Raw genomic sequence first — 13,957 nt, 5'->3', positions numbered from 1 at the left:
TGACTGAGATCGGCAGTGTCACCATCAGGTAAACTTATATCTTTGTCGAGATTGACCAATAAACATTTATCGACAATAGTATTGACAATTTGCACCCCACGCCCACTATCCTTCAGGGTTTGGTAGGAACCGATCAACTCGCTTAGTTCTTTTAACCCCTTGTAAAGTCCAGCATTTTCTGCCGGAGGAGTAAGATAGGAGATAGTTTCCGCATAACTACGACGTTTAGCGATCGTCGCTTCGCTGGGGTTATTAGCGGCATAATAGTAGAGATTGGGAATCATCCCGATGAGGTTATCGGGGTAGCATTCCCCAGACATTCCCATCTGTTTACCCGGCATAAATTCTAGGGAACCGTGGGTGCCAAAATGGAGAACCGCATCTGCTTTCCAGACTTGATTGAGATAGGTGTAGTAGGCTGCAAAACCGTGGTGGGGACTAGCAGAACGAGAAAAGAGCAGACGCATGGGGTCCCCCTCATAACCGAAGGTGGGTTGAACCCCAATAAAGACATTACCGAACTCTTTGCCGTAGATTAACAGATTTTGTCCATCACTGTTGAGATGTCCAGGTGGTGGTCCCCAATTTTCCTCCAAACGGACGGAATAGGGGGTTAAACGCTCGTATTCAGGCACAGACATCCGATAGGCGATATTTAGCTCCGGACTATGGTATTGTGCGGTGGCATCATGGATTACCGCTGCCATCAGTTCTTTCGGAGATGCGGGTAAGTCCTGCAAGTCATAACCGTTATTTTGTAACGCTTGCATCACCTCGTAGATAGAACCGAACACATCTAGATAGGCTGCAGTTCCCACATTCCCTTTATCGGGGGGGAAACTAAAGACCGTGATGGCGACCTTTTTATTCAGTTTCGGTTTCTTTCTTAGGTTAGCCCATTTTAGCGCCCGTTGAGCGATCGCTTCTATCCGGTCCTGTAAAGCGATCGCTTTACCCGTGGCCCCATCCCGGCCCGATAAGATAATAGGTTCGATCGCACCGTCTAATTCCGGAATAGCAATCTGTAGCGCCACTTGAATGGGGTGTAACCCTAAATCGCTTTCTTCCCATTCCTGAGTAGTTTGGAAAACTAGCGGTAACGCGCACATATAGGGACGATTGAGACGTTTTAAGGATTCTATCGCTGACCGGTGATCTTGTCGCGCTGGACCTCCCACTAAAGCAAATCCCGTCAGGGAAATTACTGTGTCAACGATAGCAACCGCTTCCACTCCTTTTAAGCTTTTATCCCAGAAGTATTCCTCTACCGGTTTAGAAAAATCTAATCCCCCAGCAAAAACAGGAAGGACTCGCGCACCCATAGACTCAAATTCCTGCACGAGAGCGACATAATGAGCGTCATCACCAGTAACGAGGTGAGTTCTCTGTAAAATTAAACCAACACAGGGAGCCAAAGGGTCCTTCAGGTCATCAGCAATATCACTGCGGTTATTGTACCAAGCGAAGTATTCCTTGACATCCGACCACATTTTCATCGATAAAGGATGCCAGATACCCAGATCTGGATAAACTACCGGTTCCTTGTAAACTACACTGTCATCCTTGTTATCAAAGACGTACTTATCGGCCAACATTAACAGGAAATTCTCTAAATTTTCTGCCGAACCTCCCAGCCAATACTGGAAACTTAACATAAAGTTGCGTGCGTCCTGAGCTTTTTCCATAGGGAGATATTTCAGGACTTGCGGTAAAGTTCGCAATAACTTTAACATCGCATCTTGGAAACCAGCGCCAGAGTTTTCCCTGCGCTTTTTCATAAAATTAGCGATGACACTCTTAGACTGTCCCAATTGTGCCATGGAAAAGCAACCTAACTTATTTAAGCGCATTACCTGGGGCATAGAGGGAAAGACAATCACCGCATCTAATTTATCCCGATGGGGACCGACAGCGGCCACCACTTTATCGGCTAAATCTTCGATAAAGATGAGAGATGCGATGAAAATATTAGCTTTGGCTATATCCTCCTGAAAATTGCGATAATTTTCCCCATCGCGCAGTTCTTCGATTAAATAACCACTAATTTCGATCGCTAGTTTCTGGTTGTTAGCGTTGATTTCCCTGACCGCACTACTCAGCGCACTTTGGTACTGAGGTTCTAGCACGACATAGACCACCTTGACCAGCGATCGACCATTCAACCCGTCGGGAACTATGTGACGAATGGTGGACTTGACGTGAGTGAACATATATGATGGTTCTCCTTATGATTGCTGAGTCTGGTATGAAGGGATTTTCGTCATCAGATGACGATCGCCCTTTGTTTAAGGTATTTAGATATATGTTTCTGTTTTGTATCAGAAAATGTAACCCTGATGAGCATTTACTCTGGGTTTTGACACAATTCGATAAATATCTTGCCATATTTTGTAACAGATGGTAAAGAGCTTTCTGAGTAACTGCTCAGGAGTTTCTTTACAAAAATTAATATTTAATCTATTGACATATTATTCTTGCTGTGATATAATTTAAGGCTATTGAAAATTTCTCAGGCTGATAAGCATTAACCCTCGATTGCTAGTCAAGGATTTGGGGTGTTGTCGTTGTATTATCTAAACTTTCAGAGTTTATTGATCGCAATTATTATGCTGATGCGGTGCAAAGTATCAGTTGCAGAATCTAGCATTGATGAAAATCTATAGCATCTCTACTATTTAAGGAAGAAGGCTATCGCTTTTTTGAGACTTTCTTTTCATTGTCTGAAAACGCTACAAATCAGAATATCAAAGGGTTTTGAGGATTTCAGTTAAGGTAGATCAGGTTTAATCTCCCAATCGATCCAGATTAATTTATTTGTTCTAGTTTAATGAATTAGGGATCTATCCCATAAAGTTACTCTTTAAAATCTAATATAAATCTAATATAAATCTAATATTCTGCTCAAAAAAATCTATTAGAAAAGTATTAATTTTATAGATTGCCATCAGCAAAAATAAAAGCTATTCTGATATCAAAAGTGATTAATTCAATCACTTTTAACCCAAAAGACAAGACATTTTGCCTTATAGAATTATGGTAAAATCAAACAATTCAGGAATGGATTTTTCAGAGTGTCTTAAGGGTGTAAATCAAAAATACAATTGGGACTATTCAAAATTTAGCCCTGGTTTCGAGTAGAGAGATAAGCATTTATACTTATGATAAAAGTGGGATGCAGTCGCTCGGTATCTATCGATGGCTTAGTTTTGACGATTTTTTCCTTCTCCATCATTATCAAACTTTTACCAAGGTAAAGACAATGAATAATCATCAGCAAATTTCTTCTGAAGCTAGTGTCTTGAATCAGGCGATTGCTATTGCTCAACAATCCCTAAGTTCTTTTTTTGATAATCTCAGCGATGGGTCAGTAGCCTTTGGCAATAATTACAATCAAATTCTTGCCCAAGAATTATTTCAGGCTTTCGCTCAAGGTAATTTTACGGCAGTTCCTACCATAAAAATTCTCTCTGAGGAAGTGTTAGGAGCAACCAATGGAGCCTATACAAAGCAGAAAAATGAAATCTATCTGAATGAAAGATTTTTAAGCGAGAATGTAGGAAATGCGAAGACTATCGCCGATGTGATTATTGAGGAAATCGGGCATTTTGTTGACGCTCAAATTAATACAACCGATAGTGCGGGGGATGAGGGAGATATTTTTTCCCGTTTAGTCAATGGGGAAACTTTGAGCGCAGAAACCCTGGCCAATTTAAAGGATGAGGATGATAGTAAAACGATTGTTTTAGGGGGTGAAGTAGTTGAAATTGAGCAGAATACATCTCAGGGTGTAACCATTTATCAACATAGTACCTATTCTGGAACTTTCCAAACCCTTCAAGTAGGAAGTTACGATATTAATTCGTTAACCATTGGCAACGATCAACTGAGTTCATTAAAGGTAGCTCCTGGATTTGCCGCTATTTTATACGAACATGCTGGCTTTACAGGAGCAAGTCGTACATTCACCGCAGATACGTCTTTTGTTGACACTTTCAACGATCTTACTTCCTCAATTGTTGTCATTAATCCTCTCAACAATAATCTCCTCAAAGTCACCAACAATAATGATGGTGGGATTGGCTCTCTGCGTCTTGCCATTGATTACGCCAATATTAATCCAGGGATAGACACCATTGATTTAACAGGCGTTAGTGGCACAATTAACCTCAACAGTACCCTGAATATCGGTGCCGGTAATGACATTAACTTTGTTGATGATGGCAATACCACTATTAGCGGTCAAAATGCACGGCAGCTCTTTAGTATTAATGGGGCGAATGTCACCTTATCAAGACTTACCCTCGCTAATGGTTACGCCAAAGGAGGCGATGGCTTCAATGGTGGTGGTGGTGGACTAGGTGCAGGAGGCGCACTGCTAATTAACTCAGGGAATGTCACCCTTAATAATGTGACTTTTGCCAATAACCGAGCCTTTGGCGGGAATGCTAATGGCACAGCAGGAAATGGCGGCCAGGGTGGTAATTATCGATTCGCTAATGGCCACAATGGTGCTAGTGGTGGACTGGGTAACCCCGGTGCATCCGGTTTTCTAGGCAGTGTGGGGGGTGCTAGTGGTCAAGGTGGTCAAGGCGGTAAAGGCGGTTCAAACGCCTGGACTGTCGGTAATGGCGGGAATGGTCAAAACGGCCTCAATGGAGGATTCGGTAGCGGCGGCGGCGGCGGCGGCGGCGGCGGCGGCGGCGGCTCAAATCTTCTGGGAGGAAGGACAGGCGCAGGACGCGCAGGAGGCGCAGGAGGTTTGGGAGGCCAGTTTGCCGGAAATGGAGGTAATGGAAGCAATGGAAACAATGGAGGTAATAGCGTTAGTGGCAATAATCCAGGTAATGGCGGTATTGGGGGTCGAGGTGGCGGTGGAGCCGGTTTAGGCGGTGCGATTTTTGTTAACACTGGTGCTGGTTTAACCTCTTTCAATAGTGTTTTTGTGAACAACTCTGTTCAGGGGGGTACGGGGGCAAATAATGGTCAAGGATTAGCGAAGGATATTTTCGTTCGAGATGGTGTGACAGCCCAAGGCTTTGGTTTTGAGAATCTAGACAAATACGGAACGGTAAATAACCTCTCCTTACCTCAAGGTTATAAACAGTATGACGGTTCGATTTACCGCGTTATTACGGCTGGGACATGGGAACAATCTCAAATTCAAGCCCAGAGTTTAGGCGGTAATCTGGTGACGATTAACTCACAATCTGAACAAGATTTCTTAACTGGGGAATTTGGTGGTTCTGAGCAATTTTGGATCGGGTTAACCGATAAAGTAACCGAAGGACAATTTAAGTGGATCAATGGTGAAACTTCCACTTATACCAACTGGAATACAGGACAACCTGATAATGCGGGAAATGAAGATTATGTGGGGATGAATTTCGGTGCTACGGGCAAATGGAATGATTATAACGGTACCACTTCTTTGAAGGGGATTGTTGAAAACAAATTTTTTGAGTGGAATGGCAGCAAGTATCTGGTAACAGGTGCGGGAACTTGGGAACAGGCTCAAGCTCAAGCCGTTAGTTTAGGCGGAAATCTTGTCACCATCAATTCCCAGGCCGAACAAGACTTTTTAGTCTCTAAGTTTGGTGGTTCTGAGCAATTTTGGACTGGGTTAACCGATAAAGTGACCGAAGGACAATTTCAGTGGATCAATGGTGAAACTTCCACTTATACCAACTGGAATACAGGACAACCTGATAATGCGGGAAATGAAGATTATGTGGGGATGAATTTCGGTGCTGCGGGCAAATGGAACGATTATAACAGTACCACTTCTTTGAAGGGGATTGTTGAAATTAATCAGTTCAAACCCATCGGCAATAACGGCTCTCAGTTTTTTACCCTTGACAAACCAAATAACGTCAATATTACGGTTTCTGGGGGTAATTCCTACGATATTTTCCAACTCCAATCCTATGATGGTTTAACCACCTCACAAAAGGTTTACGGTGGTGGGGGAGCCGATATCTTCAATGTTGCCATACAACCTGCTTCGGGGATTGTCGGACTTGATTTCAATGCAGGCAAACTCAAACAACTTGCCGAATTGCTTGTCGAACCCGATTGGGATGTAAGAGAAAAACGCCATACCGCAGATATTGCTGCTGCTGTAACGGGGGCAGGAATTGATTATGCCGCCGCCGCTGCCACTGCTTTATCCGGTGCTTTACCTTATGGTTCTAATGCTGTCGAAGCCGTTATTAATGTAGCGGCCGCAACACTCCACTTAGCCAATGATCTTGCCAATATCGAAGTTAACTATGCCTTAGATATTGAAGAATATCAGAATAACTTAAGAGGAATTGGTGATTTCTTTGCCGGCCAAGGAAGTCAAGGATGGGGAACAGTGAAGGTTACTCAAAGTCGCTCCCTCGTAGAAATTCTAGATTTTCAACCCGGGATAGACACCATAACCCTACCTAAATTGGCAACCAATGAAAGCTATAAGTTTAATATCGCCACCAATAGTGGCGGACAAACAACCGTAGAAGTTGCCTACAACAATCAAACCAATCAAGCTTCAACTTTCTTGCGATTGGGATTCAGCCCAGATACTTTATCCACAATGAATGGGCAAAACATGGGCATAACACAGTTCATGGAAAGTTTACTCAAGGTGTATCCAACCTATTCTGTGATTGGCACAACCGTTAAAAATGGCACAACAGTCACTGGTTTAACTTATAACGGAACAATAGCAGGAGAACATATCTATGTTCCTGATAGTAATCGCACTACAGGCGTTGTCAGTATCTATGGGCAAGATGGCGATGATATTCTTAAGGGTCGCACAACGGGAGCTAATGCAATTTATGGTGGCACGGGAGATGATTTCATTGTCGCCGGTGGAGTAAATGATACTATCGATGGAGGAGAAGGATACGACCAAGTAAGTTATTCTCTCGCAAGCTCTGGAATTTCTATTACTGGTGCTAGTTCTAATCGCCTAAACATTGAATCGGTCATCGGCAGTAAATACAACGATGTGATCAATTTCACTAACTTACCCACTGCACCCGTTGACGGACGACACGTATCTATACGAGGTGGCGAAGGTAATGATAGTCTTACAGGTAGTCAATTTAGCGATGTTCTCACCGGTGGCTCCGGCATCGATACACTAATAGGAGACTCTGGCGATGATGTTCTTACCGGTGGCACCGCTCAAGGAGATGGAACGGTTGATTCTAGCAATGATATTCTTACGGGCGGCGCAGGTAAAGATATCTTTACTTTTTACAAACTAGGTGAAGGTGTGGATCGAATTACGGATTTCACTGTCCAGCTGGCATCGCCTAGCTTGTCCGATCAAATTCGTGTTGATAAAGCAGGATTCGGAGCAACTTCCACCAGTCAGTTCTCTTACAACAGTACGAATGGAGCGTTATCCTTTAATAATCAGCAATTCGCTATCCTAGAGAACTTCATAACCCTTACAGGATTCAATGTCAACCGCGATCTGGTGTTAGTGTAATTGATTTAAACAAGGAATAGAGCCTCAAACTCTATTCCTTAATCAAAATTTGCAGTTAATTAGGGTTTGCTGAATAATGGTAAAACCCTTTTAAAATAAGGCTTTTGACTTGTTAAAATCCGATGTTCATGCTGCGAAAATAGGATTGAGACCTTCAAAAACCTGGCATTATCCTTTTTTAGTACAAAAATAATACAAAAAAGAGGGCAACAAAGCCTGAAACTCCTGACGACCGACTCCTAACCCCACCAACAAACTTTTTCAGCAAACCCTAATTAGGCGGAAAATCTGGATCAAAATTATTTGGAAAAATTGGCTCGTTTAGAATTTAAAAACATGGTCAATGGCCAACTACAAGGCATTTTAAAAAAAGGTTCTGCCGAACTTACACTGTAGAAAATTCCTCAAACTCCCTCTCTGCCCAGCAATGCTCTACAGTTGATAAATATCAATCTAACAAAAACTCAAAGCTTTAGTATATAGGCTTTACAAGCATGAGTTGTTAATAGTTTTACATGACAGGTTCTTTAGAGCCTAAATAATTTGAGGATATTGATAATAAATTTATCTATAATATAGAGTAGAATATAATGAGAAACACCAACTAAACCTAGCAGATTTTAACAGTTGACAACTCTGATAGTTAATTTGTATTAGTCGGTGATAAACCCTATTATTTTCAGTAATCGATCGAAAATGTTTTTTAATTGGATAACTTTACCCTATTTATTAATTAATCCTGTTTTAATTCCCTTGAGTATAGCTCGATCGGAAACTATTCTTGCTCGAGAAGTCAGCGATCCTAATTATAAAAAACTGGTGCAGTACGCTCAAAATCAACAACTCGATCGCCTAGCCATGGCTGATATAATCCAGAATATCGCCACTCAATTTTTAGGAGCAAAATATCAAGCAGGATTACTCGATCGCTCGGCAACAGAAAAATTATTTATCTCTTTAAAAGAGTTTGATTGTGTCCTATTTGTGGAAACAGTTTTCGCTTTGAGTCACAATTTTGCTTTAAAAAATTATCAGTATTCTGCTTTTAGTCAGCAGGTTTTAAATCAGCGTTATCGCCACGGTATTCTCGACGGTTATTGTAGTCGTCTGCATTACTTTTCCGATTGGATTAATGACAACCAAAAACGAGGTAATGTGGAAAATATAACTCAAAAATTAGGTGGAATTACTCTTGACAAAAAGCTCAACTTTATGAGTAAAAATCGCCCTCTATATCCCCAGTTAAAAACTCAAAGTAATTATGATTGTATTCAACAGGTAGAACGGCAATTAGAAAGTTTATCCTTAACCTATATTCCCACCGCTAAGATTAAAGATATTTATCCACAACTACAAGCTGGAGATATTATCGGTGTCGTGACTAATATCCCTGGTTTAGATACCACCCATACCGGTCTAGTTTATCGCTTTCCTGATGGCAAAATTGGCTTAATTCATGCCTCTCCTGCTGGTCAAATTACCATTGCTAAAGACCTAGAAAAATATATCACTAAAGTGGACAAAGCCATCGGTATTTTTGTCGTTCGTCCCCTTGATCCAAGAAATAATTAACCCTGAATTGCTTTAGCTAATTGAATGTGGAGTTTATGACTAGCTTTAAAAGCCATGTAATGAGCGGTGGGAATGGTTCCCAGTAAACTCAAATCACCAATTAAGTCCAATAATTTATGCCTTGCTGGTTCATTTTCAAAGCGTAAAGGAGGATTTAACCATTGATTTTGATCGCAGACTAAAGCATTTTCTAAACTGCCTCCTTTAATTAAACCAGCCTTTTGCAGATACTCAATTTGATCAGCAAAACCGAAAGTCCGGGCATTTGCGATCGCATCTCGAAAACTTTCTTGATCAGGACTCCAACTATACCATTGATTACCGATGGGTTTATAGGTAAAATCGATGCCGTAGGTAAAACGTAATTCAGGAGAAGGAATCACCGCCACAAAAGCATCTCCTTCGTACAACCAAATCGGTTGAGAAATAGTTAAATCTGATGGAGAAAAAGAGTTATTTAAACCAGCATTTTCGATCGCTTCCACCCAGATTTTGGCCGAACCATCGAGGAGGGGAATTTCCGCACCATCCACCTCAATGCGAGCGTCCTCTACCCCCAAAGCGGTTAAGGCCGCTAATAAATGCTCAACGGTTCTAACTTTTGCTTCTCCTTGTCCCAATTCCGTTGATAAAGTCGTTTGGTAAACCGAAGAAACTAGAGCGGGAATAATCGGTTGATTGGCTAAATCTCTGCGGACAAAATAACGTCCTTCCCCGGGGTTTGCCTCACAGACGCGCACCCGTGTCATTTCCCCTGAATGCAGGCCAATTCCCGATAATTCAAATTGTTTAGCGATAGTAGAAACCATAATTATTAAGTAATAAAGCTTTGATCAGTGAACAACAAAAAAACTAAATTTATCGATAACTGATAACTGATAACTGATAACTGATAACTGATAACTGATAACTGATAACTGATAACTGATTAGAATCTTTCCCCGATACCGAAATGGAGACGAGAACCACCATCGACATTAAAACCGTAGTCAACCCGAATTTGGCCGACGGGAGATTGTACCCGAACACCCAAACCGTAACCGAGACCGGTACCGGGTAAATCCCGGACAATCCCGGGTTGGCCGGGGACATCGCCTTGGGAACCAACAGTAGTGCCGAAATCGACAAATAACGCCCCCCCAATAATTGCTACTATGGGGAAACGATATTCGGCGGTGGCTTGGAAATAACTGCGACCGCTACCCACTTCCCCCTCGGCGTAACCCCGTACAGAGTTACTACCCCCAACGATAAAAGCATCGTAGGGGGGTAAATCGCCTAATACTGTCCCTGCTTGCGCATTAAAAGCGAGGGATTGCTGACCTTTAAAAATATCGGTTTCAAAGAGATTAAAGGAATTAATAAAGCGAACGGGGATAAAGTAACTGTAACTACCCCGAACACGAGTGCCTAAAATACTGCCAGAACCGACTGGAATAGTTTGTTCTAAACCTAGACGCAGGAAAGAACCACTGGTGGGCTGCAGGGGATTATCGCGAAAATCTCGAATAGCGCCAATATTTAGGGAAAGTAGATCATCAATCCCAGAGGAACTAAAAGCCAGTTGTTGACTACCAAAACCATTGAGAGGTGCAGAGACGGGGGAGATGTCACCATTGGCATTTTGCACCTGTACCTGTTGATAGTTAAAGCCTAGGGAAAGCACCCATTTTGGTTTCGTAAACACATCGGGGGCCAAAGGACGGACAAAAGTAATACCGCCACCCGTCCGGACGATACGGGGACTATCATTATCGTTAAGCGTCCTAATTGAGGAATTTTCCCCATCATAAACCAGAGAAATCGACTGTCGCCGGAAAACGTTCACCGTGTAGGAAGTACGGAAATTATCCGTGGCAATCCAAGGATCGGAAAAACTCAGATCGAATAAAAATTCCCGTTCCCCTAACTGGAATTCTGCCCCTAAAGTTTGGTTATTACCGCCAAAATTGCGCTGTTGATAGCTAACAGTCCCGAATAAGCCCGCATTCGAGCTAATACCACCCCCAGCGGCCAGGGAACCGGTATTACCTTCCACCACATCGACGTTAACGATCACCTCCCTTGGGTCGCTGCCGGGGGAAAAAGACAGACGCACATCCTCGAATAAACCGAGACCGAAAACACGCTGTAAATCCTGTTGGGCGGTATTGCGGTTGAAAATATCCCCCGCTTTTAGGCGCATTTCCCTAGTAATGATAAATTCTCTGGTTTTACCCTTGACCGGTTCCTGTTCGACGTTAAAGTAGCGTACTTGAATTTTTTCGATTAAACCTTCGGAAATGACCAGAATCACCCGACCATCGGGAGTTACTTGCGGCGCACCGATTACCTGGGCCAGATCATAGCCGTTTTTGCTGTACCAGTCATTGATTTTTTTTACCCCCGCCTGTAATTCCCGCAAATTCAGGGTTTTGCCGTATTGACCGGCGAAAATTTCCTCGACCACCCCGGCAGGTAAAATCGATTTTTCCACGGTTTCCGGGGCAATTTGAATCTGTACGCCCTGAAAAACGGGGTTAGGTTGCACCTCAAAGGTGACTCGCACCCCCAGGGGCGTATCTTGGGGAACTGCCCGCACATCGGCAAAAAAACCCGTGGCAAAAACGGCGTTAATATCTTCTTGTAGTTGCGATCGAGTCGTGCTGCGTCCGGGTCGGGTGCGAATGGTATTATAAACTAGATTTTCTAATTCTCGATCGGCCCCCTGTACTACCACTTCAGCCACCAAAACCCGCGACTCCTCTGCCGGCGCCGGTGGGGCCGTTGTGGGAGTTTCCGGGGGGGTTGGGGTTTCCGTCGGGGTTTCCGGCGCTGGTGCCACGGGTGGAGTAGTTTCTGCCGTCGCGGGAGGAGACTGTACTAGTTGCTCGACGCGGGGAAAAACCGTCTCTGGGGGTTCTTCTTCGGCCATTACCGTCCCGTGAAATAATCCGAAAATAGCCAGCAGCAGGGCCAGCGAGGAGTATCGCCTCGAAAAATTGAGATTTTTAAGCACTTCCACACACCCAGTAACACCATTATGGTTTTGTTTGTTTTCTCTGCCCGAGAAATTTAACGAACGTTAAAACTCTAGCAGATCGCTTACTCTCAGTAAATCCCGGCTTGACCGGTGACTCAAGAGATGCTGCCTCAGGTCTGATATTGGTCAGCCATCAGCATTAAGTTTTTATCTTGCCATATCTTAGCTTTTTCTGGTTTGGCTCTATCCCAATTCACCATCGAGGATTATTGCCACCTCGGTGGGCGCACAATTAGTTACGTCGGGGCAGCTGTTAACGTCTCGTTTGTAATAACTGTACCAGTTGCGAGACCTGTTGGCGATTGAACATTTGCAGCAGGGTACTAGCTACTAATTCCGGTTCCAGGGTGATCAGGATTTGTGGTAATTTGGCGGTGGCTAATAATTGCAATTCTTGACTGACGGTGATTTCTTCCCCGCGACCCCATTCTAATAAATCACCGGCTTGTTTTAATTCCTTAATAATAACTGGGGCGAGAGTACGATAGGAATGTTTGGGGTTAGCTAGGGCCGATTGGGCATTTTTAACTAAATATTGCCATTGTTGCTGTTCTGAAGCCAATTGAGACAGAGGTAAAATTAATTTTTGTAATTGCTGACGGGAAGCGCTGGTTTCTTGCTGTTTGAACAGTTGTAACATCTGTTTGAGGATATCTCTGACGCTGATAGAAATAGAAGAGGCCGCCGCAATAGCTGGGGTGGATTTTACTTGGCCCAGAAGATAGTTAAGATGGGCGTGTAATTCGGCAAAAGTCGCTTCACCGTTTTTAACGATAGCGTCAGCTTCCTCGCCTTGCAAACCCAAGGGACTCTGCAGCTTATCGATCAATATCTGAAGCAGATCATAACCCTTGAGGAACAAAGATTCTAATTTTTGATCCACTTCTAGGGGATTTTCTTTCAGTATTTTAAGAGCATCCTCAAGACGGTGAGCAGTTTTTTGGATACTGCCATAACCTAACATGGCCGCCCCCCCCTTGACGGAATGGACGGCACGAAACATCTCGTTCATCTGTTCATTGTTGTTGACGAGATTGCCTAAGTCTAAAATCCCCTGTTCCAAAGTTTCCAGGTGTTCTTTTGCTTCTTCGATGAAATAGCCGAGAATTTTCCGAGCGTTAGCAGAGTCCAAAGTCTTATCCCCCTTATCACGATGCTGTCTAGTCCTAGATTGCCCAGTTTTTCATTAAATATATCAGTTATGAGGCAATGGCTAGGGAAACTGGCCCAGACGGGGACAAGCGAATACCATTTTTCTAAAGTCCTGACAGACCTAGCTAGAGCTTCTAAAATCCAAGACCATCCCGTCAAATAGTCGATCGTGTCATTGGATAGAGAACTGAAAAGATGGTAAAGTTTACTTCTTAAGTTATCAGGGGAGTTAAAATTAGACCATGCCAATAAGTTTTTCAAATATAGCCAAACTCTCTCGGTAACAACAAAGTACATTTCCAATATCACTATCGGGTACTGCATCTAATAACGCCTGGTTATGGGAGGTGATCAGTACCCTCAGTTTTCTTTCTAAGGCGATCTCCCGAATTTGCTTAACTAAATTATCTGCACGACTGGGATGAACACCATTATCGATCTCTTCAATAATTACGAAAGTTCCAGAATTTACACTTAGTAGAGTTGCAGCAATCGCTAAAACTCTCAGAGTACCATCAGACAACAAAGGAGCATCTATCTGATGTTCTTTGTTCCCAAAAGACTCTATTAGTTTCACCATAACATCCTTGCGGTCTGTAATGATAAAGCGAATATCGGTAATATCCTGTTCTGGTAATGAACGAATGAAGTCAAGCAACTTGTTTTTTTGAGTCTCTCCCTGCTGACAAACTGCGTAAAGAACACTAGAAAGGTTAGAGCCATCTTCT

7 protein-coding genes and 1 pseudogene are annotated in these 13,957 nt (G+C 43.0%); 2 read left to right on the top strand and 6 right to left on the bottom strand.

Going from position 1 to position 13,957, the window contains the following annotated elements; all coding sequences use genetic code 11:
- The coding region (bchH, locus tag PX484_RS03885; protein WP_288102919.1) for a magnesium chelatase subunit H at positions 1-2,210 on the bottom strand (2,210 nt) is incomplete at its 3' end.
- Between the two features lie 1,049 nt (positions 2,211-3,259).
- Here bchH and PX484_RS03880 point away from each other — a divergent pair.
- Together PX484_RS03880 and PX484_RS03875 are read left to right on the top strand one after the other, a co-directional pair.
- On the top strand, positions 3,260-7,483 hold the full coding sequence (locus tag PX484_RS03880; protein ID WP_287764776.1) for a lectin-like protein: 4,224 nt from the start codon (positions 3,260-3,262) through the stop codon (positions 7,481-7,483).
- A 696-nt stretch (positions 7,484-8,179) separates the two neighbouring features.
- Complete coding sequence (locus PX484_RS03875) at positions 8,180-9,055, top strand: N-acetylmuramoyl-L-alanine amidase-like domain-containing protein (RefSeq protein ID WP_287764774.1); 876 nt, start codon at positions 8,180-8,182, stop codon at positions 9,053-9,055.
- Here PX484_RS03875 and lpxC read toward each other — a convergent pair.
- From lpxC to PX484_RS03850, 5 genes and pseudogenes are all read right to left on the bottom strand, one after another.
- Entirely contained in the window at positions 9,052-9,864 is an 813-nt protein-coding gene (gene lpxC, locus PX484_RS03870; protein WP_287764772.1) for a UDP-3-O-acyl-N-acetylglucosamine deacetylase, read from the bottom strand. The two genes, PX484_RS03875 and lpxC, sit on opposite strands and share 4 nt — an antisense overlap.
- 119 nt (positions 9,865-9,983) lie before the next feature.
- A complete protein-coding gene (locus PX484_RS03865; protein ID WP_409773324.1) occupies positions 9,984-11,969 on the bottom strand; it encodes a BamA/TamA family outer membrane protein in 1,986 nt (661 codons plus the stop codon).
- Positions 11,970-12,330: 361 nt separating this feature from the next.
- Positions 12,331-13,209 carry an Hpt domain-containing protein gene (locus PX484_RS03860; protein WP_287668560.1) on the bottom strand — a complete coding sequence of 293 codons (879 nt, stop codon included), beginning with the start codon at positions 13,207-13,209 and terminating at the stop codon, positions 12,331-12,333.
- A gap of 137 nt (positions 13,210-13,346) precedes the next feature.
- A pseudogene (locus tag PX484_RS03855) lies at positions 13,347-13,508 on the bottom strand (IS630-like element ISMae27 family transposase); the annotation flags it as partial.
- Positions 13,465-13,957: AAA family ATPase (locus PX484_RS03850; RefSeq protein WP_288102915.1), on the bottom strand; the 493-nt coding region annotated here is incomplete at its 5' end. The pseudogene PX484_RS03855 and the gene PX484_RS03850, both read right to left, overlap by 44 nt.

Origin of the sequence: Microcystis sp. M49636_WE2, assembly GCF_030065375.1 — a bacterium.
Taxonomy (GTDB): domain Bacteria; phylum Cyanobacteriota; class Cyanobacteriia; order Cyanobacteriales; family Microcystaceae; genus Microcystis; species Microcystis aeruginosa_C.
The sequence above is the reverse complement of the archived record's forward strand: the minus strand, read 5'-3'. Positions and strand labels throughout refer to the sequence as shown.

Bases quoted from the DNA above. Each gene is read 5' to 3' on its own strand.
- PX484_RS03880 (WP_287764776.1), top strand. From the start codon at position 3,260: ATGAATAATCATCAGCAAATTTCTTCTGAAGCTAGTGTCTTGAATCAG.
- PX484_RS03875 (WP_287764774.1), top strand. From the start codon at position 8,180: ATGTTTTTTAATTGGATAACTTTACCCTATTTATTAATTAATCCTGTT.
- lpxC (WP_287764772.1), bottom strand. From the start codon at position 9,864: ATGGTTTCTACTATCGCTAAACAATTTGAATTATCGGGAATTGGCCTG.
- PX484_RS03865 (WP_409773324.1), bottom strand. From the start codon at position 11,969: ATGGCCGAAGAAGAACCCCCAGAGACGGTTTTTCCCCGCGTCGAGCAA.